At 71.0% G+C, this 26,767-nt stretch carries 20 protein-coding genes; 12 read left to right on the plus strand and 8 right to left on the minus strand.

All coding sequences use genetic code 11. From position 1 onward, the window contains the following. Positions 1-34 precede the first annotated feature (34 nt). The 3 genes from ACIQAC_RS12545 to ACIQAC_RS12555 form a co-directional block, all read right to left on the minus strand. Positions 35-1,087: a BMP family protein gene (locus tag ACIQAC_RS12545; protein ID WP_402189732.1), complete on the minus strand. Its 1,053-nt coding sequence runs from the start codon at positions 1,085-1,087 to the stop codon at positions 35-37. Positions 1,088-1,396: 309 nt separating this feature from the next. Further along, positions 1,397-2,452, minus strand: a complete 1,056-nt coding sequence (locus tag ACIQAC_RS12550) for a BMP family protein (RefSeq protein WP_402189733.1) — start codon at positions 2,450-2,452, stop codon at positions 1,397-1,399. 449 nt (positions 2,453-2,901) lie between these two features. Next, on the minus strand, positions 2,902-4,131 hold the full coding sequence (locus ACIQAC_RS12555) for an amidohydrolase (RefSeq protein WP_402189735.1): 1,230 nt from the start codon (positions 4,129-4,131) through the stop codon (positions 2,902-2,904). Between the two features lie 289 nt (positions 4,132-4,420). Between ACIQAC_RS12555 and ACIQAC_RS12560 the strand changes: the two genes are divergently transcribed. Beyond that, positions 4,421-5,089, plus strand: a complete 669-nt coding sequence (locus tag ACIQAC_RS12560; protein ID WP_402189737.1) for a class I SAM-dependent methyltransferase — start codon at positions 4,421-4,423, stop codon at positions 5,087-5,089. A gap of 347 nt (positions 5,090-5,436) precedes the next feature. Here ACIQAC_RS12560 and ACIQAC_RS12565 read toward each other — a convergent pair whose 3' ends face one another. The 4 genes from ACIQAC_RS12565 to ACIQAC_RS12580 all read right to left on the minus strand — a co-directional run bounded on the left by ACIQAC_RS12565 (position 5,437) and on the right by ACIQAC_RS12580 (position 10,338). Further along, on the minus strand, positions 5,437-6,540 hold the full coding sequence (locus ACIQAC_RS12565; RefSeq protein WP_402189740.1) for a hypothetical protein: 1,104 nt from the start codon (positions 6,538-6,540) through the stop codon (positions 5,437-5,439). 48 nt (positions 6,541-6,588) lie between these two features. Further along, the gene (locus ACIQAC_RS12570) at positions 6,589-7,527 is read right to left on the minus strand and encodes an N-acetylneuraminate synthase family protein (RefSeq protein WP_402189742.1); all 939 of its coding nucleotides are present in this window, start codon (positions 7,525-7,527) and stop codon (positions 6,589-6,591) included. Positions 7,528-7,540: 13 nt separating this feature from the next. Then, complete coding sequence (locus ACIQAC_RS12575; RefSeq protein ID WP_402189744.1) at positions 7,541-8,791, minus strand: cytidylyltransferase domain-containing protein; 1,251 nt, start codon at positions 8,789-8,791, stop codon at positions 7,541-7,543. Between the two features lie 197 nt (positions 8,792-8,988). Then, positions 8,989-10,338: a DUF6716 putative glycosyltransferase gene (locus tag ACIQAC_RS12580; protein ID WP_402189746.1), complete on the minus strand. Its 1,350-nt coding sequence runs from the start codon at positions 10,336-10,338 to the stop codon at positions 8,989-8,991. A 198-nt stretch (positions 10,339-10,536) separates the two neighbouring features. Here ACIQAC_RS12580 and ACIQAC_RS12585 point away from each other — a divergent pair, with 198 nt between their 5' ends. The 9 genes from ACIQAC_RS12585 (at position 10,537) to ACIQAC_RS12625 (ending at position 23,380) form a co-directional block, all read left to right on the plus strand. Next, positions 10,537-11,523, plus strand: a complete 987-nt coding sequence (locus tag ACIQAC_RS12585) for a glycosyltransferase family 2 protein (RefSeq protein WP_402189748.1) — start codon at positions 10,537-10,539, stop codon at positions 11,521-11,523. Further along, positions 11,523-12,860, plus strand: coding sequence for an alpha-2,8-polysialyltransferase family protein (locus ACIQAC_RS12590; RefSeq protein ID WP_402189751.1), 1,338 nt, complete (start codon positions 11,523-11,525; stop codon positions 12,858-12,860). The genes ACIQAC_RS12585 and ACIQAC_RS12590 overlap by 1 nt, the downstream gene beginning before the upstream one ends. Before the next feature lie 629 nt (positions 12,861-13,489). Beyond that, positions 13,490-14,755, plus strand: coding sequence for a hypothetical protein (locus tag ACIQAC_RS12595; RefSeq protein WP_402189754.1), 1,266 nt, complete (start codon positions 13,490-13,492; stop codon positions 14,753-14,755). Further along, positions 14,752-16,983, plus strand: coding sequence for a polysaccharide pyruvyl transferase family protein (locus ACIQAC_RS12600; protein WP_402189756.1), 2,232 nt, complete (start codon positions 14,752-14,754; stop codon positions 16,981-16,983). Before ACIQAC_RS12595 ends, ACIQAC_RS12600 begins: the two co-directional genes overlap by 4 nt. Positions 16,984-17,108: 125 nt before the next feature. After that, positions 17,109-18,074 (plus strand): glycosyltransferase family 2 protein, encoded by a 966-nt coding sequence (locus ACIQAC_RS12605; RefSeq protein WP_402189758.1) that lies wholly within the window; start codon positions 17,109-17,111, stop codon positions 18,072-18,074. Between the two features lie 3 nt (positions 18,075-18,077). Next, positions 18,078-19,430, plus strand: a complete 1,353-nt coding sequence (locus ACIQAC_RS12610; RefSeq protein ID WP_402189760.1) for a polysialyltransferase family glycosyltransferase — start codon at positions 18,078-18,080, stop codon at positions 19,428-19,430. Positions 19,431-19,581: 151 nt separating this feature from the next. After that, positions 19,582-20,679 carry an acyltransferase gene (locus ACIQAC_RS12615; protein ID WP_402189763.1) on the plus strand — a complete coding sequence of 366 codons (1,098 nt, stop codon included), beginning with the start codon at positions 19,582-19,584 and terminating at the stop codon, positions 20,677-20,679. A 299-nt stretch (positions 20,680-20,978) separates the two neighbouring features. Continuing rightward, a complete protein-coding gene (locus ACIQAC_RS12620) occupies positions 20,979-21,905 on the plus strand; it encodes a class I SAM-dependent methyltransferase (protein WP_402189766.1) in 927 nt (308 codons plus the stop codon). Positions 21,906-22,210: 305 nt separating this feature from the next. Then, positions 22,211-23,380 carry an acyltransferase family protein gene (locus ACIQAC_RS12625; RefSeq protein WP_402189769.1) on the plus strand — a complete coding sequence of 390 codons (1,170 nt, stop codon included), beginning with the start codon at positions 22,211-22,213 and terminating at the stop codon, positions 23,378-23,380. Between the two features lie 52 nt (positions 23,381-23,432). On the opposite strand, the gene ACIQAC_RS12630 is transcribed toward ACIQAC_RS12625, so the two are convergent. Further along, positions 23,433-24,083, minus strand: coding sequence for a TetR/AcrR family transcriptional regulator C-terminal domain-containing protein (locus ACIQAC_RS12630; protein WP_402189770.1), 651 nt, complete (start codon positions 24,081-24,083; stop codon positions 23,433-23,435). A gap of 94 nt (positions 24,084-24,177) precedes the next feature. Between ACIQAC_RS12630 and ACIQAC_RS12635 the strand changes: the two genes are divergently transcribed. Both ACIQAC_RS12635 and ACIQAC_RS12640 read left to right on the plus strand, forming a co-directional pair. Continuing rightward, positions 24,178-25,602, plus strand: coding sequence for an FAD-dependent monooxygenase (locus ACIQAC_RS12635; RefSeq protein ID WP_402189772.1), 1,425 nt, complete (start codon positions 24,178-24,180; stop codon positions 25,600-25,602). 176 nt (positions 25,603-25,778) lie between these two features. Then, a complete protein-coding gene (locus tag ACIQAC_RS12640; RefSeq protein ID WP_402189774.1) occupies positions 25,779-26,753 on the plus strand; it encodes a class I SAM-dependent methyltransferase in 975 nt (324 codons plus the stop codon). Positions 26,754-26,767 lie beyond the last annotated feature (14 nt).

Raw genomic sequence — 26,767 nt, forward strand, 5'->3', positions numbered from 1 at the left:
CCCGCGGTTACCCGCTGCTCCGACCGCTCGTCGGTCAGCTGCTCTTGACCTTGATCTCGCCGCTGATGATCTTCTCCTTGGCCGTGTCAATGGCGTTCTGGAGCTCGGTGTTGTCCGCGAACTTCGGGTTGGAGTCCGAGAGTCCGACCTCGCCGGTCTTCAGATCGCCCCTGACGATACCGGTCTGGGGCGTGCCGTCCTCGACCGACTTCGCCAGGTTGTACACCGCCTTGGCGACGTCCTTCATCGCCGAGGTGAGGATGGCGTCCTTGTACTTGGCGAGGGCTTCCTGCTTGTACTGGTCGGAGTCGACACCGATCGCCCACACCTTGTTGGCGGAGGCGGCCTCGATGACACCCTGACCGGACAGACCGGCGGCCGCGTAGACCACGTCGGCCTTCTTCTCGATCTGGCCCTCGGCGGCCGTCTTGCCCTTGTCGGGGCTGGAGAAGCCACCCTCCTCGGCGGTCTGCGTGAGGTACTGCGAGAGCACCTGCGCCTTGGGGTTGGTGTCCTTGACGCCCTGCTCGAAGCCCGCCTGGAACTTGTGGATCAGCGGAATGTCCACACCGCCCACAAAGCCGACGACATCGCTCTTGGTGGTCTTGGCGGCCGCGACGCCGGCCAGGTACGAGGCCTGCTCCTCGGAGAAGACCATGTCCGCGACGTTCTTCGCCTCGATCGTGGAGTCGTCCACGATGCCGAAGGTGGTGTCGGGGAACTTCTCCGCCGCGCCCTTGAGGGCCGCCGCGTAGGCGTAGCCGACGCCGACCACCGGGTTGTAGCCCTGCTTGGCGAGCGACTCCAGGCGCTGCTGCTTGTCCGCGTCGGTCTCGCCCTCGGTCGGCTCGACGTCCTCGGTCTGGTAGCCGAACTCCTTCTGCGCCTGCTCCAGACCGGCGTACGCGGCGTCGTTGAAGGACTGGTCGCCCTTGCCGCCGACGTCGTAGGCGATGGCGAGGCCCTTGTCGGCGTCCGACTCCGAGGAGGAGGAGCTGGAGGTCGAGGTGCCACCGCAGGCGGCGAGCGCGAGGGCCAGCGAGGCGGTCGCTGCGCCTGCGACCGTGATCCGGGAAATCCGGCGCATGTGAGGTGCTCCTGTCGTACAAGCGCCGGACGGTTCAGCCAGGATCAGCTTCGGCGCTGGTTTCGCCGCAGATTAACGCGCGTAGACCTGCCTGAAAACCCCTTCTGTCCACCTTGTTATCCGCCCGTGCCCAACGCCGTACGGGCCGCTCCCGGAGCCTTGCCTCCCGCAAAGGGAGGGGACCGCGGACGACCTGCGGCGGGAACGCCGAAGCGGGCGGGCACCGGGGGTGCCCGCCCGCTTCGTACGGCTTGGCCGTTTTCGCCCGTTCGGGCAGGACCGGACGGCCGGGTGGGGGTCAGCCGCCGGCTACTCGGTCCGGACCTTGATGGTGCCGTCGATGATGCCCGCCTTGGCCTTGGCCACGGCGTCCGTGAGGCCCGCGACCTCGGCGAACTTCGGGTTGCTGTCCGCGAGGCCGACGCCGTCCACCTTCAGGTCGAAGGTCTGGGTGCCGGTCAGCGGCTTGCCGTCCTCGACGGACTTTGCGAGCGAGTACACCGCGCCGCCGACGTCCTTGAGCGCGGAGGTGAGGATGTAGTCCTTGTACGCCGCCAGCGCTTCCTGCTGGTACTGGTCGGAGTCGACGCCGATCGCCCAGACCTTCGCCTTCGCGGCGGCCTCGATCACACCCTGACCGGAGAGACCGGCCGCCTGGTATACGACGTCGGCGTTCTTCTCGATCTGGCCCTCGGCGGCGGCCTTGCCCTTGTCGGGGCTGGAGAAGCCACCCTCCTCGGCGGTCTGCGTCAGGTACTGCGAGACGACCTTGACCTTGCCGCCACTGGTCTCCTCGACGCCCTGCTTGTAGCCGGCCTCGAACTTGTGGATCAGGGGGATGTCGACACCGCCGACGAAACCGACGGTGTTGGTCTTGGTGGCCTTCGCGGCGGCGACGCCGGCGAGGTAGGAGGCCTGCTCCTCCGCGAAGACGAGGGAGGCGACGTTGTCGCCCTCGACCACGGAGTCGACGATGCCGAAGGTGGTGTCGGGGTACTTCGAGGCGACGGCCTCCATCGCGGGGCCGTAGGCGAAGCCGATGCCGATCACGGGGTTGTAGCCCTGCTTGGCCAGCGACGACAGCCGCTGTTCCTTGTCGGCGTCGGTCTCGCCCTCGGTGGGCTCGACGTCGTCGGTCTTGTAACCGAACTCCTTCTGGGCCTTCTCCAGACCGGCGAACGCGGCGTCGTTGAAGGACTGGTCGCCCTTGCCGCCGATGTCGTAGGCGATCGCGAGGCCGAGGTCCTCCTTGGACTCGCCGCCGTCCGAGCCGCTGTCGCTGCTGGTGCCTCCGCAGGCGGTGGCGGCGAGTGCGAGCGACGCGACCCCCACCGCGACGCGGGTCAGTTTGGATATCCGACGCATCTGAAGTTCCCCATTCTCCAAAGCCCCGCAGTGGGTGCTGAGTTCGGCGCACATTAACGCGCGTAGACACTCCTGGGAACGGGGTATCGCGTGGCCGTTATCCATTCGTGCCGATGGCCGGTTACGTCCCTGTGAACCACCGGATCGGATGGTGTGCGCGGGGCAGGCCTCTGCGGCCAGGCTGTCCCGCCCGGCCGCCGACCGCAACCGGAGGGAATGCGTCGTTTTGACAACGAATGGGGGTGGGGGCGGGCGGGACGCTGCGGGGCCCGGCGCGAGCGGGCGTGCCGCCGGGACAGGCGGGGGCGTTGCGCGGCCCGGCGCGACGGGGTGCCGCCGCGCCCACCCTCCCCCATCGCCCCAGGCGGCACGCATGCCCGCGGCTACGCGGGCTGTCAGGGGCGCGGGGAACTGCGCGACCAGCCCCCACCGGGCCCGCGGGCGACCGACTAGCGGCCCCCGTCGATCAGGGCCGCCGCGGTGAACAGCTCCACGCCCACCGTGATCGCGGACTCGTCCACGTCGAAGTCACCCTGGTGCAGGTCCCGGACCGTACGCTCACCCGGCGTCCGCACCCCGAGCCGCGCCATCGCCCCCGGCACCCGCTCCAGGTACCAGGAGAAGTCCTCGCCCCCCAGACTCTGCTCGGTGTCCTCGACGGAGTCGATCCCGCGCCGCACGGCCATCGCGTCCCGCAGCAGCTCCGTGACCGACGCGTCGTTCACCACCGGCGGCACCCCACGGACATACGTGATCTCCGACTTGGCCCGGTGCAGGTTCGCCACCTCGTCGATCGCCGCGTGCACGACGTCCGGCGCCAGCCGCCACGCCGCGAGGTCCAGGCACCGCACCGTGCCGGACAGCTCGGCGTGCTGCGGGATGACGTTCGGGGCGTGGCCCGACTCGATCCGACCCCAGGTCACGGCCATCCCGCTGCGCGTGTCGACCCGCCGGGCGACGATCGCGGGCACGTCCGTGACGACCCGGGCGACGGCCGTGACGAGGTCCGTGGTCAGGTGCGGACGCGCCGTGTGGCCACCGGGCCCGTCCAGCGCGATCTCCAGCCGGTCGCACGCGGAGGTGATCGCACCGGCCCGCAGCCCGATCCGGCCCGCGTCCACGCGCGGGTCGCAGTGCACGGCGATGATCCGCCCGACCCCGTCCAGCGCCCCGCACTCGATCGCGTCGGCGGCGCCGCCCGGCAGCACCTCCTCGGCGGGCTGGAAGATCAGCCGCACCGGCCGCGGCAGCCGCCCCTCGCGGTGCAGCCCGGCCAGGACCAGCCCGGCGCCCAGCACGGCCGTGGTGTGTACGTCGTGGCCGCAGGCGTGCGCCCGGTCCGGCACGGTGGAGCGGTACGCGCACTCCGTCTTGGCGTCCGGGATGGGCAGGGCGTCGATGTCGGCGCGCAGCGCGAGCATGCCGGCGGGCGCCTCGGCGGCGTCGTCCGGTACCCCGATGTCACAGACGAGTCCCGTGCCCACGGCGAGCACCCTCGGCCGGAGGCCGGCCTTCTCCAGGCGGGCCTTGATCGCGGCGGTGGTGCGGAACTCCTGGTTGCCGAGCTCCGGGTGCATGTGCAAGTCGCGACGGAAGGCGACGAGTTCGGCACGCAGCGCCTCCGGCAGCGTGCCGGGCACGGGCTCCCCGGGGAGGTCGACCTCGGACTCTGGGGACATCAGTTGCTTCACCCTCTGAAGGGTAGGACGCCGGGACGGCCAACTGACCCACGATCAACAAAAGTTCAACCCGTTAGGGGAAGAAAATCTGGCCGTCTGTGGCATAGCTGTGGACTTGGATGGGTAAACTCCCCGATTTTTCCCTTCGGATGGATCTTGAAGGGTCGGATCGCGAAGCGTCCCACCCTCCACGGATACCACGCCTGCCTCGAAGCTTGCCGGACTGTTCACCTGTCGGGACCGGACTGTGGGAGGTCGGCGCCGCGGAAACTCGGTAGCGTGCGGGCGTGTGACCGACCGCAGGGGCTTACCGACCCCGGACTTCGTGCCCGCCACCCGTGCCTCGTACGACACGATCGCTCCCGAGTACGCCGCGCGCCACCCGGACGGGACGGCGGGGCGGCCGCTGGACCGGGCCCTGCTCGCCGCGTTCGCCGAGCTGTCCCGGAAGCACGCGCCTCGGCCCGTCGCCGACCTGGGCTCGGGGCCCGGTGATGTGACGGCCCGGCTGCACGCGCTGGACGTGCCCGTCTTCGGGGTCGACGTGTCCCCCCGAATGGTGGAGGTGGCACGGCGGGCGCATCCGGGGCTGCGGTTTCATGTCGGGTCGATGACCGCGTTGGACCTGCCGGACGGGACGCTGGGTGGGGTGCTCGCGCTGTACTCGATCATCCATGTGCCGGACGATCATCTGGTGGCGTTGTTCGAGGAGTTCCGGCGGGTGCTGGTGGTTGGGGCGCCGGTGTTGCTGGGGTTTCAGTCGGGGGACGTGGACGAGGTGATGCGGATCAGTGAGCGGTTCGGGCGGGGCATCTCGCTCGACTTCCACGTGCGGGGTGTGGACACGGTGGTGGAGTGTCTGGCCAAGGCGGGGTTGACGGTAGGAGCGCGGGCCCTCCGGGAGGCGGAGGGGGAGGAAACTCGGCCCCGGGCGTTTGTGCTGGCGTCCAAGCCGTAGGGGGCCGGCGCCGGTGGGGCGGTGCGGGTGCGTTGTGGCTTGTCGCGCAGTTCCCCGCGCCCCTTCTCGGCGTCAGTCGGCCCCCGGGGGCGGGAGGGCACGCGCCTCAAGGGGTCTCAGCCGGCGCCGGTGGGGCGGTGCGGGTGCGTTGTGGCTTTTCGCGCAGTTCCCCGCGCCCCCTTTTCGGCGTCAGCCGGGCCGGCACCAGGAGGGCACGCGCCGCAAGGGGCCTGAGCCAGCGCCGGTGGGGCGGTGCGGGTGCGTTGTGGCTTTTCGCGCAGTTCCCCGCGCCCCTTCTCGGCGTCAGCCGACCCCGGCGGCGGGAGGGCACGCGGCGGTGGTGCTTGTCAGACTGGTTCTGGGCGGGGGGAGCGGGGGTGGGGGGTTGATGACAGGCGGTGGACGTCTTTCGCCGTGCCCGTGACGCCGGAGAGGAAGCCCTGGGCTCTTGGGGAGGCGTTCTGGGTGAGCCAGGCGGGGTCGATGTCGCAGACGGCGACCTTCACGTCGGTGCCGACCAGGGCCAGCGGCAGGGTGTGGACGACCGTCGAGGGGAAGCTGAGGATGGTGCGCCCGATCGGGCCGCGCCGGGCGATCAGCTCCAGCGGCAGATCCGGGCGGACGATCTCAAGGCCCGTCTCCACGGCCAGCCGGTGCAGCTTCTCGGTGCTCTCGCGGCGGTGCGCGAAGTAGCGGGCGGCGCCGTGCGTCTTGGCCAGGCCCTGGACGGCCGCCAGATAGCGGTCGCCGTCGACGACCCCGGTCTCCACCAGGGACGTACCGACCATGTCGGCGCCCTTGGTGATGCGCGGGGGGCCGAACCGGGTCCGGGTCCAGGAGAAGTCGTTGGTGGTGATGGTGACACCGCCCGGCACCTCCTCGATCGGCATCGAGGAGAACACCTCGACCCGGCGGTTCTCCACCGGAGTCAGGCGCCGTCTCGCCGCGGACGACACCGGCGCGAACAGCAGGTCGCGCGGGCCCTGCCGGCTGCCCTTGCGGTGCCAGCGCACCAGACGCTCACCGCGGGCGAGCTGGGTGACGAACTCCATCGTGGCCGTGCCGTCGTCGACGACGACCAGGTCACGGGCGCGGGTGATGGTGAGCAACAGCTGTACGTAACGGGAGAACGGGTCGCCCATGACGATCCGGTCGGCCTTGCGGAGCGCTCCCACCAGACCGCCGATGGTGTGGAACGGCGCGGCACTGCCGCCCCGCGCCTCCTCCCAGCGCACCTCGTACCCCTCTTCCCGGGCCAGCTCCGCCATCCGGCGCAGCTGGCCACGGGTCATGGGGTCGAGGGGCGACAGGACCACGAGGGTGAGTCCCGCACCGGGCGCGTGAGCGTGGGCCCACTCCAGCACGTTCAGCAGCTGTACCGGACTCTCCACGAACGCGAGAGTGTGGGTCCCGTCGATGCGGGTGCCGGTGTTCCCGGCGCGAGGGCTCATCCTCGTACGACCGTCCCGTCGTCAATGCGTGTTCGGTTGGGGTGGAGCTCAGACCTGTACGGGCTCGCCGGCGGCGGCCGCGATCTCCGCTTCGGCGACGACACCGCTGACGCGGCGCAGCTTCTTCATCGGGCCGAGCTCGGAGTCGTAGACCTTCTTGACGCCGTCACCGAGGGAGGCCTCGATGGTACGGATGTCGCGGACGAGACGCACGAGGCCCTGCGGCTCGACGGAGGCGGCCTGGTCGGAGCCCCACATCGCGCGGTCCAGGGTGATGTGGCGCTCGACGAACGTGGCGCCGAGGGCGACCGCGGCGAGGGTGGTCTGGAGGCCCGTCTCGTGGCCGGAGTAGCCGATCGGCACGTTCGGGAACTCCTTCTCCAGCGTGTTGATCACACGGAGGTTGAGCTCCTCTGCCTTCGCCGGGTACGTCGAAGTGGCGTGGCACATAAGGATGTTGTCCGAGCCGAGGACCTCGACCGCGTGGCGGATCTGGCGCGGGGTCGACATACCGGTGGAGAGGATCACCGCGCGGCCGGTGGCGCGCAGCGCCTTCAGCAGCTCGTCGTCGGTGAGGGAGGCGGAGGCGACCTTGTGGGCCGGGACGTCGAACTTCTCCAGGAACGCGACGGCCTCGGTGTCCCACGGGGAGGCGAACCAGTCGATGTTCTTGCTCTTGCAGTACTCGTCGATCTTGCGGTAGTCGTCCTCACCGAACTCCACGCGGTGGCGGTAGTCGATGTAGGTCATCCGGCCCCAGGGGGTGTCGCGCTCGATGTCCCACTGGTCGCGCGGGGTGCAGATCTCCGGGGTGCGCTTCTGGAACTTGACCGCGTCGCAGCCGGCCTCGGCGGCCACGTCGATCAGCTTGAAGGCGTTCTCCAGCTCACCGTTGTGGTTGATGCCGATCTCGCCACAGACGTAGACGGGCTTGCCGGGGCCGACTTCGCGCGAACCGAACGAACGGATGCGGGAGTTGGAGGTCATGACAGGGTGTTCCTTACTTGTCGAGGGAGTCGAGAGAGGGACCGAGGATCCAGCCGGCGATCTCTCGGATCGCGCCGTCGCCGCCGGAGACGGTGGTGACCGCTCGTGCGGCGCCGCGCACGACGTCGTGGGCGCTCGCGACCGCCACGGGCCAGCCCACGAGGGCGAAGCACGGGAGGTCGTTGACGTCGTTACCGACGTAGAGCACGCGCTCCGGCGCGATGCCCTGCTCCTCGCACCACTGCTTGAGTGCGAGGTCCTTCCGGTCGATGCCGTGCAGCACCGGGAGCTTGAGCTTCCGGGCCCTCGCGGCCACGACCGGATTCTGTTCCGTGGACAGGACGAGCATCTTCAGGCCGCTGTTGCGCAGCGCGGCGATGCCCAGTCCGTCGCCGCGGTGCACGGCGACGAACTCCCGTCCGTCGGAGTCGATCAGCACCCGGTCATCGGTCTGGGTGCCGTCGAAGTCGAGTACGACCGCGTCGATGTCGTCGGCGGTCGGCAGTGCGCCGGGCCGGTCCGCGTCGAAGAGCGGGGCCAGCGCGCGGGCCCGCGCGAGCTCGTGCGGGTCGTCGATCTCCAGCACGCGCGCGGGGTCGGTGCGCACCAGCTCGGTGCGGCCGAAGAAGCGGTGCTGGTGCTCGCGGAAGCCGGGCGCGGCCATGGCGTAGGCGGCGCCGGTCTCCAGGAAGTCCTGGGGGCGGTCCTGGCGGCGGGGGCGGAACGACTTGTCGTGGTTGACGCCGTAGCCGCCGGTGGGTTCGGCGCCGAGGTCGGCGGCCTCGTCGTCGGCGTTGCGCCAGACGAAGCCGTGGAAGGGGGCGACCGTGACGGCGGTGTCGGCGCCGTTGTGCAGGATCGCGCCGACCACGCCGTCGATGTCCTCGCGGACCAGGAAGGGGCTGGTGCACTGGACGAGCAGCACCACGTCGACGGCGGAGCCGTGCAGCGCCTCGTGGGCGTCCATGGCGTGCAGTACGGCCGCCTCGGAGGTGGCGGTGTCCCCGGCGATGGCGGCGGGCCGCAGCACGACCTCGGCGCCGGCCTGGCGGGCGGCGGCGGCGATGCCCTGGTCGTCGGTGGAGACGACGACGTCGGTCACCAGCCGGCTGGCGACGCACTCGCGGACCGCGCGGGCCACCAGCGGCACCCCGCCGACGGACGCGAGGTTCTTCGCGGGCACGCCCTTGGAACCGCCACGCGCGGGGATCACCGCGAGCACCCGGCGCACCGTCGCGCCGTGTCCCGCTTCCGGATTGGCCATGGGAACTACTCCTTGAACAGATTGCGAGGAAACGGCAACGCTGCCGCTCTGAAGGGGCGAGCCCCCGTCGACGGCGGCGGACCCGCCACTTCCGACGGCGGCGGAGCCGCCGCCTGGGGGCGCGGGGAACTGCGCGACCAGCCCCGACGGCGCCGCACCCGCGGTGGGACCGGACCCGGCAGCCCCGTGGGCGGCACTCACAGCTCCCCCATCCGCCGGATGACCGGCGCCACCCGCTGCACCCCGTGCCGATACGCCCCGCGCGCGGCCCGCCGCACTATCTGCCGAACGGCACCGGGGTCCTTGTCGTGCGCGGGAGCCCCCGGCAGCGGCGTCCCGTCGGGACCGAGGTGATGCCGGGCAAGGATCCCCGGCAGATACCCGGGCGCGGTGGCCGGCGTGTAGTACGGCGTGAGCGGCGCAAGCCCCCCGGGCGCCCCGAGCAGCCGGCTGATCTTCTTGCGCGCCGCGTCGAACGCCGTCTCGTACGACCCGTCGGCGACGACCCCCTGCCGGGCCACCCACTCCTCGTCCGGCTCGGGCCGGTGGCCCTCGTCGAGCTGGTCCCAGGAGGCGAGGCAGCCGGAACCGACGAAGTGGTGGTTGCCGAGCACCTCGCGGACCCCGAGGTCGGACAGGACGACGGTCGGGATACGGCGGTGCAGGGACTCCAGCGCGGCCGTCGAGCTGACGGTGACCAGCAGGTCGGTGCGGTCGAGGACCTCGCCCATGTTGCCGTAGACGAGCTTGAAGTTGGGCGGCAGCTCGTCGTGGCGCTGGGCCAGCTTCTGGTAGGGCAGCTCTTCGATGTGGGTGGTGTGCTCGCCGGGCCGGGAGCGCAGCTTGAGCAGCACCTCGCGCTCGGGGTGCAGCCGCGCGTGCTTGATCATCCGGTCCAGCAGGTACGTACGGTCCTTGCGGCTGTCGGGTACCGAGGGCTGGGCGGCGAAGACGACGGTGTACGGGTCGTGCTCGCCGGTGTAGGGCGCGCCGCCGAGGAACGGAAGTGCCACCTCGGTCACCGCGGAGGCGTCGGCGCCGACCCCCTCGTAGACACCGCGGAAACGCTCGGCGTCCTGGCGGGAGTTGGCGAGCACGAGGTCCGCGCCGTGCCGCAGCAGCAGACCGTCGGCGAGCTTCTCGTACACGACGCCCACGTATCCGGTGACGACGACCGGCCGCTGCGGCCGGTCCTCCCAGATCCGCTTCAGCCCGTGCAGCATCGCCTGTACGCCGCCGCCGACCAGGGACAGGACCAGGATGTCGTACGACTCCTTGTCCATGATCCGCAGGAACTCGACGGCGGTGACCTCACGCAGGGAGTCCGCGGGGACACCGACCTCGGCGAGCTGGCGGGCCGTGGGAGTGGCCCGTCCGCGCAGCAGAAAACCGTCCAGGCCGGACGGGACTTGCGAGCCGTCGCCCGATACGGCTTCCATGGACTGGCCCGGGGCAATACGGCGCGCGGTCAGGGCACCCCATTTCCATCGGGTGTCCGAGTCCGCGAGGACGGCAATGCGCGGGAGCTTCGTTGAACTTGGTGGCACGCCCAAGACGCTAGGAACCATTCCCTAGTTGTAGCCGAACCGCGAATCAACAAAAAGTTAACAGCAGTCCACCGGAAGCCGAACTGGCTCGTCGTAGCCTAGAAAGTACACGGGATGCACCGTTCCGACACATTGAGTTCACCGTCAGTACCCTCCCCGGCCAGTTCGACTGCCGGGCCCCCTCGTAGTCTCTCGCGGGTGCCAAAGCTCTCCGTGATCGTGCCGTTCTACAACGTGCAGCAATACGCCCCGGACACCCTCAGAAGCCTGCGGATGAACGCCAGGGACGACTTCGAATTCGTTCTCGTGGACGACTGCTCGAAGGACGAGACCCCAGCGATTCTCGAGCGGGCGGCCGACGAACTCTCGGCCGTCGCCCAGGTCAGATACGTCCGCCACAAGGAGAACGGGGGCCTCGCCACCGCCCGCAACACCGGACTGGACGCCGCGACCGGCGAATACCTGACCTTCCTGGACGGTGACGACTGGCTGGCCGAGGGCTACCTGAGCGAGCTGGTCGGGGCCATCGAGGGGCTCGGCTGCGACTTCGTCCGCACCGATCATGTCCAGGCCAAGGCCCGCGCCCGTACGGTGCACCGGGTGCCGGTGGGCCTGCGGAACAAGGTGCTCGACCCGCGTGCGGCGATCCTGCCCGCCGACCGCAGCACCTCCGTCGACTACGCCTACGCCTGGGCCGGCGCCTACCACCGCCGGCTGCTCGACCGGGGCGTGCTGCACTTCACGGACGGACTGCGCACCGCGGAGGACCGGCCGTGGATCTGGCAGCTGCACCGGGAGGCGGAGTCGTTCGCCGTTGTCAGCCTGATGGGTGTTTTCTACCGGCGAGGGGTCGCCAGCTCCCTCACTCAAATTGGTGATGTCCGTCAGCTCGACTTCATCCGGGCCTTCGACGAGGTGATCGAGGAGACCGCGGCCGACCGGGACGCGGCCAAGCTGCTGCCGAAGGCGGTGCGCACGTACTGCGCGATCATCGCCCACCACCTCTCGGAGATCGAGAAGTTCGAGGCGCCGGTGGCGAAGCAGCTGCGGGTGATGAGCGCGGCGGCGATAAAGCGGATGCCGCAGGACATGCTGGGTGACGTCCTCGACACCATGGACCTGAACCGCTCCACCAGGCTGCGCCGGCTGCGGCGCCGGGTGACCACAGCGAAGGCGGCCGCCTGATGTCCCGTACCACCCAGATCTTCTGCGTCTCCACGCTCTACGGCGCGGCCACCCTGGTCGCCGCGATCGAGTCGGACTGCTTCACCGAGTGCGACCGCCGGGTGCTGATGGTCTTCAACAACTCGGCGACCCCGGAGACGACCCCCAGCGTCGACGAGATGCCCGGGTTCGAGACGCTGCGGGAGCACTTCGACGAGGTGATCTCCTTCAACGACGCGATCCGGCCGTTCCACCCGGGCGCGTGGGCGCCTCGGCTGGACGACATGCCGCTCCTGGAGCGGTACTTCCGGATGCTGTGGGACATGGAGTCCGACAGCGTCGAGCTGGTCATGGAGTCCCTCCAGGTCAACCCGTCGCTGTCGCTGGCGCAGATCTTCACCGGCGCCCCGGTGCACGCGTACGCCGACGGGCTGATGAGCTACGGCCCGACCCGCAACAAGATCGACCCGCTGGTCGGCACGCGGGTGCTGCGGCTGCTGCACCTCGATCTGGTGCCGGGCCTGAAGCCGATGCTGCTGACCGAGTTCGGTGTGCCGGCGGAGACCGTGCCGACGGCGGCGTTCCTGAAGGTGCTCAGCAGTCTCACGGGTACGGCCGGTGAGCTGCCGGCCGTGCCGGACAACTCGGCGCTGCTGCTCGGCCAGTACCTCTCCGCGCTCGGCATCCTCACCTCCGCCGAGGAGGAGAACCTCCATGTGCGGATGATGCGCGGGGCCGTCGAGCGCGGGCACCGCTCCATCGTCTTCAAGCCGCACCCCACGGCACCGGCCGGTTACGGCCTGGCCCTGGAGGCGGAGGCGGAGAAGCTGGGCGTCCAACTCACGGTGATCAACACACCGGTCCTCGCGGAGGTCCTCTACGAGAAGACGCGGCCCGCGCTGGTGGTGGGCTGTTTCTCGACGGCCCTGTTCACCGCGTCGGCGCTCTACGACCTGCCGGTCGCGCGGATCGGTACGGACATGCTGCTGGAGCGGCTGACTCCGTTCCAGAACAGCAACCGGGTTCCGGTCGCGCTCGCGCACGCGCTGCTGCCGAGCCTGGAGAAGCGGTCCGGCAAGGACTCCCAGGAGCTGCCGGCGGATCTTGTCGGGGGCCTGGTGATCGCCCTCAGCTTCACCATGCAGCCGCAGATCTATCCCGAGATGCGGGCGACGACTGAACGATTCCTCGCGAAGAACTACGGGCCTCGGCTTCAGCGGTACTTCAAGCGGCGCCGGCTGACCGTGCTCGGCCTTCCCGGCGGGATCCCGCAACGTCTCTCCTTCCTCCCCCGCAACTCCACGGCCCGCCGAGTGGCCCGCCGAGCCAAGGTCACCTGGAAGGCGGTCCGCCGCTAACACCGCGAAGGGGCGCGGGAAACCGCGCAACAAGCCACAACGTCGCCGCACCGACACAACAACCGTCACCCCCCAAGGGGCGCGGGGAACTGCGCGACAAGCCACGACGTCGCGGCACCAACACGACAACCGTTCCCCCCGAGGGGCGCGGGGAACTGCGCGACCGGCCCCCACCTACCCGCACCCGACAACACGTCCCGGCGTGGGGGGTGGGGGGCGTTGCGCAACCCGGCGCGACGGGGTGCCGCCGCGCCCACCCGTGCCGCCCCAGCGGCACAGCTGCCCGCGGCGGCGGTGGGTGAGCGGGAACGGCCTCCGCGGCGCAGCTGCCCGCGGCTACGCGAGTACAGCGGGCCGCGGCTACGCGGGTTCAGCCGGCCGCGGCCGGCCGTGGGTGGGCGCCGCCCCAGCGGCACAGCTGCCCGCGGCGGCGGTGGGTGAGCGGGAACCGCCTCCGCGGCACAGCTGCCCGCGGCTACGCGAGTACAGCGGGCTGCGGCTACGTGGGAGCATCACTCCCCGGACCGCCAAGTGAGGGGGAGTGTTCATCTGGTGGTCATGGGGAAGTTACCCGCGCCCCCTCGCGTTCGGGCACATTCGGCCTCCGATCTGAGAACGGTGGAACGCGCATGACGAACCCCCTGGCGGGATTGTTCAAGTCACGGCAGAAGGAGGCCGCCAGGCAGGACCTGTTCGCCCGGAGCCAACGCCGCACCGGCGCCTACCTCGCGGCCCACCCCGACACGTCCACCCCCGCCCAGGCCCGCCTCACCCAGGCGATCGGCGCCCTCGCGTCCGCCCTCGACGGCCCGTCGACCGACCCGTTCGACGCCCTGCTCCAGGTCGGCGAACGCGCCCTCGACTCCGGCGGCGACCCCGCGCTGACCCTCGCCCTGGACATCGCGGAGACATCGACGCGGATCCGGCAGCGCTCCAAGGGCGCCTGGCGCCTGCACGGCCTGGCCCTGGACGGACTGGGCCGCGACACCGAGGCCCTGGAGAGCTACGAGCGCTACGTGGCCCTGCTTCAGAACGGCAACCCCGCACCCGAGGTGGCCCGCAGGATCAACACCCTGCGCCGCCGCCGGGCCTGCCTCGACGCGGCCGTCGCCCTGTTCCCCGAGACCGGCTCGCCGCTGCGCGACCTCCTCGGGCAGCCCACCGCGACGACCGCCGCGATCGCCCCCGAACTCGCCGCCCACGTAAGGGCGCAGACGGCCCGGCTCGGCAAAGGCGACGCCAAGGTGCGCCGGCTCACGGAGCTGTACGGCACCTACCGCAGGCTCGCGGAGCGGGACGCGACGCCCGAGTCCGCGGTCGGCGCGACCACGCCGCTCGGTGTCACCGGTCTGCGGGGCCTGATCGCCGGGAAGAGCGTGTGCCTGGTCTCCGGCGCCGACGAGATCGCACAGAGCACGCTGGGCGCCTGGATCGACGGCTACGACGTGATCGTGCGCTGCGACGGGTTCCGGATCCGCGCCGAGGGCACCGGCGGACGTACCGACATCCACGCCCTGACCGTCCGCGGCGACACCCCGTGGGAGGGCCCAGCCTGGACCCAGCAGGCCGGTGTCCGCCTGGTGTTCGGCGACCCCGCGGGCCCCTGGCGCCGTGCCGTGCGCACCCGTCTCGTGCCCGGCGCGCAGGAGCGGATCGGTGACGCCACCCTGCGCCGGCCGCTGGCCGACCCGGCGCTGCTGGGCGAGGGCGGCTGGGAGAAGGCGACCACCACCGCCTTCACCGTGCTGCGGCTGCTGGACTACCTGGACGTCACTCCGCGTCTGGACCTGATCGGCTTCGGTCTGCCCGGCCGGCTGCGGCCGAGGGAGACGGAGTGGGTCATGGACCGGGCGACCGACGTCGACGACAGCAAGATGAGGATCGCCCTGCGATGAGCCAGTCCTCTGCGGACGACCGCAGAACCATCACCGGCAAACGCCGAATAGCCTTCGCCGTCCACACCGACGCCGAGCGGCTGTCCGCCCTGCCCGCGCTGCTGCGCAGCCTGGTGCTGACGAACCCCGGTGTGTGCGAGGACTTCGTCGTCCTGCACCCCGGGCTCGCCGACTCCGCGTTCGACGCGCTGCGCCCGCTGTATCCGCGGCTCGTCACCCGCGAGGCGGCCGGCCGCGCGGACGTGTTCCGACTGGAGGGCTACGACACCGTCATCGCCCTCAGCCCGGACATGGTCGTCCTCGGCGACCTCGGCGTACTGCTGAGGATGCGTCACGGGGTGGGCGCCGTACGGCAGTTGGCGTGGGAGCCCGGCCAGGACGGGGCGGGCGAGGAGCGGCGGGCCGTGCTGCCGGACGGCCTGCTGGTCGTACAGCCGACCGATGTGGACGACGCGCTGGTGGCCCGGCTCTCCGGCGGTGACGGCGACGCGGAGGCGGCCCTCGGGGACGTACTGACCCCGGTCGACCCGCGTTTCGACTTCCTGACCCGCCGGCTGCACGACGACACGCCGGTGCCCGAGCAGGTCGCCGTACTGCACTTCACCCGCCCGTTCGACGAGCCCGGGTACGGCCCGGCGGCGGAGGCGCGGCGCCGGTTCGAGCTGAGCGACGAGGACTACCGGGCCGCCTACCGGGCGCTGCCCGGCGGCAAGCACCCCGATTTGCTGGCGCACTTCGCGCCCCCGCTCCTTGACGCGCGTCCCTCGCTCGACCTGGCCCGTACGGTCGCCGACGTGTACCGCCAGCAGGGCCGTTACGACGAGGCCGTCGAGGTGCTGGCCCCGGTGCTGGGCGACCGGCTGGACGCGCCGCGTTGTCACGAGACGCTCGGTCTGTGCCTGATGGCCCTGTCGCGCTACGACGAGGCGGAGACGCATCTGCTGCTGTCGGCGGCGTCGCCGGACTCGGCGCCCCGCGCGTTCGCGCAGCTGGCCCGGCTCGCGTGGCTCACCGGTCGGGAGGCGGACGCGCACGCCTACGCCCGGGACGGGCTGGACGCGGACCCGACCGACGCCGGATGCCACGCCTGGTTCGTACGGACTCGTCCTGATCGTCCCGCGGAGGTGGAACCGGCGCCCGCGGCCGAGCAGTTGGCGCATGTGGCGCTGTTCGCCGAGGGGCAGGAGAACGCCGGCGACAAGGTGCTGCCCGAGGCGGTGCGGATGTGCTTCGACGCGGACACGGGCCCGCACCGCTGGTACGAGCAGCCCGTGCACCGGCTGGTGGACGAGGCGACGCTGGAGCAGCTGAACGCGCGGCGCGGGGTGATCGTCGGCGGTGGCGGGCTGTTCCTCCCGGACACCTCGCCCAACGGCAACAGCCACTGGCAGTGGAACGTCCCGGACGACCTGCTGTCCCGGATCACGGCTCCGCTCGCGGTGTTCGCCGTCGGCTACAACGTCTTCGACGGCCAGCTCTACCGGCGCGGCCGGTTCGCGGAGAGCCTGCGGGTGCTGGTCGAGCGGTCGGCGTTCTTCGGGCTGCGCAACCACGGCTCGATCGACCGGGTCCGTGAGCTGCTGCCGGCCGAACTGCGCGACCGGGTGCGCTACCAGCCCTGTCCGACCACGGTCGCCCGGCATCTGATCCCCGGCTGGACCGACCCGGCGGAGCGCTCCGACACCGTCCTGGTCAACGCCGCGTACGACCGCTCGGGGCTGCGCTTCGGCCACGACTACGGCCACTTCCTCGCGCAGATGGCGACGGCGGTCCGCACCCTGCGGGACCGGACCGACGTGCGGTACGCGGCCCACATGCCGGCGGACGAGAAGTTCGTGCACGACCTGCGGCGGGAGCACGGCATCACGCTGCCCGTGGAGCAGCTGTACGACATGTCGAACGACGGGATCCGGGACCTGTACCGCCGGTCGAAGCTGGTGGTCGGGATGCGCGGGCACGCGGGGATGATCCCGTTCGGTGGCGGCACCCCGATCCTGAGTCTGGTCTCGCACCCGAAGCTCGCCTACTTCCTCGCCGACATCGGCCGGCCGGAGTGGGGTCTTTCGGTGCACGACCGGGAGCTCGGGGCGCGGCTCGCGGAGCGGGCGGTGGCGGTCCTGGACGACCACCGGGCCGCGGTCGCCGACGTGTACGCGGCGCAGGACCTCCTGTGGAAGACCACGCAGTCGAACATCGATGAGCTGAGGGAAACCTTCAACAGGGCCTGAACGCCAAAAATTCACTTCGACGACGAATGGACTTAACCGTTCCGTGCCCGAGTCGATACCGTTCGACTCGGGCGGCTCGTTAGCCTGTTCGTTCTGTCTACATACATCGAACGTGAGAGGCCCGCGTGCCCAAATTGTCCGTCGTCGTCCCCATGCACAACGTGGGGCCCTTCGCCGACAGCACTTTGAGGAGTCTCGCCAACAACGCGGACCCCGACTTCGAGTTCATCGTGGTGGACGACTGCTCCAAGGACTCCACACCCGCGGTGATCGATCTCTGGGCGGACCGGCTGCCCCAGATCAGAGTGATCCGGCACGAGACGAACATGGGCATAGCGCAGGCGCGCAACAGCGGCATCGACGCGGCGGACGGCGACTACGTCACGTTCCTCGACGGCGACGACTGGTACGGACCGCGCCACCTCTCCGACCTGGTCGATGCGATGGACGAGCTGGGCTGCGACTTCGCCCGCACCGACCACGTCCAGGCCACCGGCACCGAGCGCGTCATCCGAAGACCCCCCGCCAAGGTGCGCAACGGCGTGATGGACCCGCGCGACGGCATCATGCCGGTCCACACGGAGACGATGGTCGACTACCCGTTCGTGTGGGCGGGCATCTACCGGCGCCACCTCTTCGACGACGGCGGTATGCGCTTCGCCACCGAACTGCGCACGGCCGAGGACCGGCTGTGGATCTGGCGCCTGCACCTGAAGGCGAGGACCTACGCCTCCGTCGGCCTGCACGGCATCTTCTACCGGCGTGGTGTCACCACCTCGCTCACCCAGGTCAAGGACGACCGGCAGCTGGACTTCATCCCGGCCTACGACGCCCTGCTCCAGGACGTGCAGCAGGACCCGGACGCCGACCGCTTCCTCCTCAAGGCCCTGCGCACCTACTGCGCGATGATCGCCTTCCACATCGGCAAGGTCGACGAGTACGAACCGCTGGCGGCCCAGCGGCTGAAGCGTGACGCGCGGGCGGCTCTCCAGCGCATGCCCCAGGGGGCGCTGGAGGAAACACTCAGAAACATCGACCCCACTCGCGGCAGGCTGCTCAGCCGTCTGCGCGACGGGCGGAAGGCTGCCTGATCCATGCGTCACACGACCCAGATCTTCCAGGTCTCCACCCTGTACGGGGCGGCGACCCTGGCCGCGTCGCTCGACGCCGGCCAGTTCGGACCGCGCGGCGGGGCCAGGCGCATCCTGCTCGTCTGCAACAACGCGGCCCAGCCCGAGACCGCGCTGCGCCTCGACGAGATGCAGGGCTACGAGCGGATAGCCGACCGCTTCGACTCGGTGATCAGCTGGAACCGGGAGATACGGCCGTACCACCCGAGTGTCTGGGGCCCGCGCGCCAACGACACGGAGCTGTGGCAGAAGGCGTTCCGGCTCTCCTGGGGCATCGGCGAACGCGATCTGATCGAGCTGGCCGTCGAGTCGATCCAGGTCAACCCCGGTCGTGCGCTCGCCGCGATCTTCTCCGAGAGCGCAGTCCACGTCTACGCCGACGGCCTGATGAGCTACGGCCCCACCCGTGAGCGGCTGCCGCTCACCATCTCCAGCCGTATCCGGCGCCTGCTCCACCTCGATCTGATCCCCGGCCTGAAGCCGATGCTGCTCTCCGAGTACGGCGTCCCGCCGGAGGTCGTCCCCGACGACGCCTTCCGCGCCGTACTCGACGAGATCTCCCGGGCCACCGCGGACGACGCCCGGCTGGCGCCCGTGCTGGAGGAGGCGCCGACGGCCGTACTGCTCGGGCAGTACCTGGCGGCGATCAACATCCTGACCGCGCGCGAGGAGGAGTACCTCCATGTGCGGATGCTCACCGGCGCCGCGCAGGCCGGGCACCGCTCGGTGGTCTTCAAGCCCCATCCGACGGCCCCCGCGAGCTACTCGCAGGCGCTGAGCAAGGCCGCCGCGGAGGCGGGCGTCGGACTCACCGTCCTCAACGCCCCGCTGCTCGCCGAGACGCTGTACCACCACGCACGTCCCGAGTTGGTCGTCGGCTGCTTCTCCACGGCGATGGTGACCGCGTCCGCCTACTACGACGTGCCGATCGGCCGGGTGGGCACCGCGCTGGTGATGGAGCGGCTCAAGCCGTACCCCAACAGCAACCGCGTACCGCTGGCGATCGTCGACCACCTGGTGCCCGACCTGGAGCGCAGGCAGCCGCCCGCACGGGTCGGCGAGGCACCGGCGTCACTGTCACCGCTGGTCCGCGCGATGGGCTTCTGCATGCAGCCCTCCGCCTACGCGGAGCTGCGCGAGCCGACCACCGAGTGGCTGCGCGACCACCTCGCCGGCACTCCGGGCTACTACTTCCCCGAGCTGCGCCTGGGCGAGCTGGGTCTGCCCGGCAGCACCCCGCAGGTGCGGGCGAAGCTCCAGGTGCGGCGCGCCAAGCGCGTCGTACGCCGCGCGGTCCGCCGCGGCGGCAGCAAGTGACCCGCCCCCGGAGAGCCGGGCCGCCGGAGCACTGACCCACCCCTGACCTCGTGGCACGAGTGGTGAGTCCCGCTGTCCTGTTCGACCGCCTCACCGACCCCGCGGGCCCCTTCGCTCGATCCCCGTCCATCCCCTATCCGAAAGGCGCGCGGTGCAGAACGAGACAGCTGTACGCCTGCCGCAGCAGAGCAGTGCCCCCGCCGTGGAGTCGGCACCCGCGGAGACCGCACCGGCGCGCGAGCACCGCTTCGACGTCGACCTGATGCGGCTGCTCTGCTCCGCCACGATCATGCTGGGGCACGTGGGCGCCCAGTTCATCGCCTCGACCGGGAACGACGCGGCCAACGGCGGCGGTGTGTACTGGGCGGGTCATGTGGCCGAGGCGATCAACCCGTTCGCGGTGCCCATGTACTTCGCGATCGCCGGCTGGGCCGTCCTGGTCGGCGCGCCCCCGCGGGACGGCGCGAAGATGTGGAAGCGGATCGTGCGCAACACGGTCCCGCTGTTCGCGTGGACGGCGATCTACCTGGTCTGGGCGTTCGTGCGGGACCGCAACGAGCGGCCGATGACCGAGCTGGCGACGGACGCCCTGTTCGGGTCCGTACAGCCCGCGTACCACCTGTGGTTCATGTACAACTACATACCGATCATCGCGCTGCTCGCGTTCGCGATGCTGATCAAGGCCGGAAAGCGCCCCTGGCGGCTGGGCATCGCCCTGCTCGCCATCGCGGTGCTGCCGAGCGTGATGTCAACGATCACCGAGGTCACCGGGCGCGAACTGCCCACCGTGGCCTGGGGCTTCGGAACCTACTCGCTGGTGTACGCGGTCGGCGGCGCGCTGCTGTTCGCCCTGCCCGCGGGCACCCTGCGGTGGCGCTGGCCGCTGGTCGCGCTGCTGCCGGTCACGATGGCCGCGTGCCTCTGGTACAACACGCAGGTCCACTACGTGATCCCCAACGCGCACCTCTTCGTCGCCGTGATGGCGGTCTGTGTCCTGCTGCTGGTCTCCCGGATCCGGATCCCGGAGAAGCGCCGGCCGCTGCTCCAGAAGCTGGCCGGTGCCGCGCTCGGCGCGTACATGGTGCACGTGCTGTTCGTCGAGGAGCTCGTCGGCCCGCTGGTCTCGCCGGACCTCGGCGCGCTGGAGGCGGGGCTGCTGCTCACCGCCCTGGTGGCCACGGTGATGGCGGCGTCCTTCGCCACCAGCCTGCTCTGGGGGAAGCTGAACCTGCGCCGCCTGCTCGGCTGACCCGGCCGGCTCCCGGGAATCACGCGTCCAAACCACCCCGCCCCCGCGAATTGTGGCCACCCGCGCGGGGCGGGGCACGGACCTGTTCGGTCGCCGTTCGACGAGACCGCCCCCACCTGGGCCGACGCTGCTGCCGCACACCTGGACCCTGTGCTTCCGCCATGCGGAGTTCGCAACTTGTTTACGTCTCGCTCAACCGCGCACCCCTTCCGTACGGCAAACCGGGACCTAGCCTGTCCTGAACCCGCGAGCCGCAACATTCCGACTCGACGTACGACGGATTGAGGTCTTCGGTTCCCATGACAAGCCGCTCCCTGCTCACCAGTTCGGCTTCCCGGCGTCTGCTGCGCCCCTTCGCCACCCTCATCGACCAGCGCATCGACCGGAAGATCCGGGCGGCGACAGCCGCCCAGGCCGCCGAGAAGGACCGGCTGGACGAAGCGCTCGAGCTGATGAGGCAGCACCAGCTGACCATCGATCTGCTGCTCGGCTCGCGCGGCCGCGGCCTCTCGCGGATGCTCCACCCCGGCCCGCTGAACCGTCTGTACGCCGAGGTCGAGGAGCTGGGCGGCAACCGCAAGGCCGCCGAGCGCAACGTCGCCACGGCCTACCGGCTGCTGATCGCGATGGAGTCGCTCGGCGTCGGCCGGATCGCCGGCGGCACCATGAACATCTGCGGCAAGCTCGGGACCATACCCCTGCTCGACCCGCCGAACGACGAGATACTGGAGATCGGCACGCTCTACGGCATGTTCTCCGCCGGTCTCGTCCGGATGATGGAGCGCGACGGTCGCAGCCCCAGCGTGACGATCGTCGACCCGTTCGCCGGTGTGCAGCTCCAGCCCGGGACCGAGGAGCGCCCCGACCCCACCGGCGCCCCCGTCGACGAGAACGCCGTCCGCACCAATCTCACCCTGGCCGGCCCGGCGGGTGTCGCGGCCCGCATCCAGCGCGGCTTCTCCGAGGACCCCGAGACCCGCGCGGCCGTCTCCGACCGCCGCTACGGCGTGATCGTCGTCGACGGCGACCACTCGGAGGCCGGCGTCAAGGCCGACCTCGAATGGGCCGAGGAGATCGCCGCCCCCGGCGCCATCGTGGTCCTCGACGACTTCGGCGACCCCAAGTGGCCCGGCGTCAAGGACGCCATGGACAAGCACCTCACCGGCGACACCCGCTTCACCTACCTGGGCAAGGCGTCGCTCTCGGCGTTCCTCAGGGCCTCCTGAGCACCCGCCCGACCCTCACCCGGCCCCTGGATCCGCAAGGTTCCCGGGGCCGTCCCGCGTCCGGGACCGGAGGCCGTGACTCCGGCCACAGCGCCGTCGCGCGAGTCCGCTCATATCGGCCACTCGTATGACTCTCAGGTGAATCACAGGGGTCCGAAGGGCGAATCGGGACGCCGGTGAGGGAAGGCGCACGGTCCCGGCCCTTAGTGTTTGACGCGTACGTCAGTTCTTCCCGGCCCCGGTGTTTTCGATTCAGGGCGCTCCGGCCGGTCGGGGCGCACGGAAGCACTACGAGGGGTGACAGCGTGACCGAGACGGTCGTGAGCACGGCGAAACCGGAGTCCGGCACCACCCCGTCCGTCGGGGTCGAGGTCCGGCCCGCGAAGGCCGTACCGCCGCCGCACCGGCGCAGGAACTCCTCGGGCGGCCGACTGCGGGCGCTGGACGGGCTGCGGCTGATCGCCGCGCTGATGGTCGCCGCGTACCACTACGGCGGGCGCGGCGGCGATGTGAACCGGGCCTGGGGGACCTCCCCGCAGGACCAGTTCCCGACCCTGCACTCGTGGTTCGCGTACGGCCCGCTCGGTGTGCACATCTTCTTCGTGATCAGCGGGTTCGTGATCTGCATGAGCGGCTGGGGCCGGCCGCTGCGCTCCTTCTTCGCCTCCCGCGCCTCCCGGCTGCTCCCGGCGTACTGGGTGGCCGTCGTCCTGGTGGCGGGGGTGTTCGCGCTGCCCGGTGTGGCCTACGCGGCCGTGTCGCCCAGCGACGCGCTGACGAACCTGACCCTGCTTCAGGAGCCGATCGGCGCCCAGCGGGTGCTCGGCGTCGACTGGACGCTGTGGGTGGAGATCCGGTTCTACGCGCTGTTCGCCCTGTTCATCGTGTTGCCGGGCGCCGACCGGCGGCGTGTGGTGCTGTTCTGCGCGGTGTGGACGCTGGCCGCGGCGATCGCCCAGGCCTCCGGGGATCCGACGCTCGCGCTGGTCCTGATGCCGGAGTACGCGCCGTTCTTCATCGGCGGCATGGGCATCTACCTGCTGCACCGCGACCGGCGGGACGCCCTCGCGTGGGGCATCGTCGGTGTGAGCTGGCTGACCGGGCAGCACTACGCGGTCGCGGGCCTGTGGCACGCGCACTCGCCGAACGAGTTCTCCTACCGCTCGGCGTCGGTGATCGTGCTGATCGTCACGCTCGGTTTGGCCGCTGTCCTCGCCATCGCGCTCGGCTGGCTGAACTGGGCCGACTGGCGCTGGCTGACGGTCGCGGGCGCGCTCACGTACCCCTTCTACCTGGTCCACGAGCATCTCGGCTGGGTTGTCATCAAGGTTCTCCACCAGGACTTCGGGCTGGCGTCCTGGATGACGATGGGCCTGACGGTGGCGGCGATGCTGACGCTGGCCTGGCTGATGAACCGGTACGTGGAGAAGCGGATGACACCGTGGCTGCGGGGTGTGCTGGCGCGGGTGCGCTGACGCACACCGAGGGCCCAGTGGCCACACCGGGCGCCGGCTCCCCCGCCGTGGCTCACCGCACCCCGTATTGCGCCCCGATGCCCGCGATCACGATGTCCAGGCCCTCCTCGAAGTGCCGGTCGTAGTCGGCGAAGATCTCCGAGCCCGCGCGTGCCGTCAGCGGGAAGTCGGCCATACGGGCCGCGCGCTCCTCGACGTCGTAGCCCGCCCGCCGCTCGCCCGGCAGCGGCTGGACGCCCTGCTCCTCGGTGACGAAGCCGAGCGTGTAGAGAAACGCCGTCGAGGTGGCCCGTACGGCCTGCGCGAGTTCGAATCCGGCGGCCGTGAACAGTTCCAGCGTCTCCTCCATCCGTCCGGCGTGTTCGATGCCGGTGAAGCGTGAGCCGCTGAACACCTTCGCGCCGTCGCGGTGCGCGAGCAGGGCCCGGCGCAGACCGTGGTTGGCCTGGCGCAGCCGCTGCTGCCAGGTGTCCGCCGGGTCGAGCCGCGAGCCGTCGTCCATACCGCGGAACATCTCGGTCGCCATCTCGTCCAGCAGCGCCTGCTTGTCCTTGAAGTGCCAGTAGAGGGCGGGCGCCTTGACGTCCAGTTCCCTCGCGATGGCCCGCAGGGTCAGGCCCTCCAGGCCGACCTCGTTCAGCAGTCGCAGCGCGGTGCCGGCGACGCGGCGGCGGTCCAGGGGCTCTCGGCGTTCCGTGCTCACGGGCGCCAACCTATCGGAATCCCCTTGACTCCTTAACACCGTTAAGGGCATTCTGTGGACCCGGCCACTTAACAACGTTAAGGAGAGTGTGACCATGACCGACCGCACCGACGTACTCGTGGTGGGCGCGGGCCCCACCGGCCTCGCGCTCGGCATCTGCCTGACCCGGCAGGGTGTGGACGCGCTGGTCGTGGAGCGGGCCGACGCCCTGTTCCCCGGCTCGCGCGGCAAGGGCGTCCAGCCCCGCACGATGGAGGTCTTCGACGACCTCGGCGTGGTGGAGGCGGTCCTCGGGGCGGGCGGCCCCTACCCGGTCGGGATGATCTGGCAGGACGGCGTCCGGGCGGGCGAGCACCGGATGTTCGACCCGCCGGAGGAGGGCGAGGACTCGTCGTACGCCGAGCCCTGGATGGTGCCGCAGTGGCGCACCCAGGAGATCCTCTTCGCGCGGCTCACGGAGCTGGGCGGGCGGGTTGCCTTCGGCCGGGAGGCGGTCGGCCTCGACCAGGACGCGGACGGGGTGACCGTGTCCTTCGCGGACGGCGGGGCGATCCGCGCGCGGTACGCCGTCGCCGCGGACGGCGGCCGGTCCGCGGTGCGCCGGGCGCTCGGCGTCGGCATGACCGGTGAGCCGGTCGACCCGGCCCCGATGCTGGTGGCGGACGTGACGATCGACGGGCTGGACCGCGGCAACTGGCACATCTTCCCGCCGGCCGACGGCAGCGGCGACTTCCTCGCCGTCTGCCCCCTGGCCGGTACGGACACCTTCCAGGTCACCGCCCGGTTCGCCGGGGACACCGTGGTGGACGTCTCGCCGGACGCCGTGTGCAAGGTCGTCGCCGCGCGGTCGCACCTCGCCGCCGAGGACGTGACCGAGGTCCGCTGGGCCTCCGACTTCCGGCCGCGCGCCGCCCTCGCCGACCGGTTCCGCGCGGGCCGGGTGCTGCTCGCCGGGGACGCGGCGCACATCCACTCACCGGCCGGCGGGCAAGGGCTCAACACCAGCGTGCAGGACGCCTACAACCTGGGCTGGAAGCTGGGCGCGGTGCTGCGCGGGGGCGCACCCGAGTCGCTGGTCCACACGTACGAGGAGGAGCGGCTGCCGGTGGCCGCGGAGATGCTGGGGCTGTCCACCGGCGTGCACCGCGGGGAGATCCGGCGCGGTGCGGTCACCCGCCAGCTGGGCCTCGGCTACCGGGACTCGTCCCTGACCCTGGAGACCCGCGCGGCCCCGGACGGCACGCTGCGGGCGGGCGACCGCGCCCCCGACGGCGAGATCCGCCGGGCCTCCGGGGGTGCGCGGCGGCTCTTCGACGTGTTCCGGGGCCCGCACTGGACCCTGCTCACCGTAGGCACGGACACCCCGCTGCCGGAGTCCCCGTTCCCGGTGGTGCGGGTGGCCGAGCACCCGGCGTACGGCACGGGTGTCTTCCTGGTCCGACCCGACGGGTACATCGGATGGGCCGGTGACACCGCGGCAGGCCTGGACGGTTATGCCGGGCGCCTGCGGCTCTGCTGAGCCTCGGCAACTCTTGCGGGGTATGGCTCGCACATTTTTGCGAATCTCGGTTACCGCAGTCGTGCGGGGACATTGGCCTTGTGTTCACCTGACTGTCAGGTTCCGCCGCATTCGCTGGGCAGACGCTGTGCAGTCCGAACCGAACGCAAACCACGCACAAGGAAGTGCTCTCCTTGATGACCCCTGCACACGGCGTGACCCAGCAGTACCCCACCGCGCAGGCAACGCCCTCGTCCCCGCCGCCCCACCGGCTCGACGACGTCCCCGGCTGGTTCCCGGTACTCGACCAGCTGCTCTTCGACTGGTTCCTCAACCGGCAGGAGACCGGGGGACAGCGGGGCGACCTGCTGGAGATCGGCGTCTTCATGGGGAAGAGCGCGATCTTCCTCGGCCGGCACCGGCAGGACGAGGAGCGCTACACGGTCTGCGACCTGTTCGAGGGCGAGGCTCCCGACGGCGCCAACCGCGCCGAGTCCGCGAAGTCGTACGGCTCGCTGACCCGCAGGGCCTTCGAGTCGAACTACCTCTCCTTCCACCCCGCGCTGCCGCGTGTCCTCCAGGGCCCCAGCTCGATCGTGCCCGGCGAGATCGAGCCGGGCAGCTGCCGGTTCGTGCACATCGACGGCTCGCACCTCTACGAGCACGTCCACAGCGACATCGGCGCGGCCCGGGACCTCCTCCAGCCGGACGGCATCGTCGTCCTCGACGACTTCCGCTCCGAGCACACCCCCGGCGTCTCCGTCGCCACCTGGGAGGCGGTCCTCAACCGGGGACTGCGGCCGATCTGTCTGAGCACACAGAAGCTGTACGGGACGTGGGGCGACCCCGAGGCCGTGCAGGAGGAGCTGCTCGCCATGGTGCGCGGGCGCGAGGACTGCAACCTCAGCGTGCAGCAGGCGGCCGGGCAGCGGCTGGTCCGCCTCAAGTCCAAGAAGGGCATGCCCGCGCCGGATTTCCCCCCGTCCCGGCACGCCCCGGCCGAAGACGCGGCCCCCGCCGTGCCCGCCCCGGAGCCGGCCGTCCCGAAACAGGCGACCCGTCCGACCCCGGCCCGCCGCCCCCGCAGCCGCGCCCGCCGCCTCGCCCACGACCTGCTGCCACCCCTGCTCACCCGCGCCATCCGCAACGCCCGCCGCACCGCGGCGAACTGACCCGGCGGACGGCG

It is taken from the genome of Streptomyces sp. NPDC088387, assembly GCF_044753385.1.
Lineage (GTDB): Bacteria > Actinomycetota > Actinomycetes > Streptomycetales > Streptomycetaceae > Streptomyces.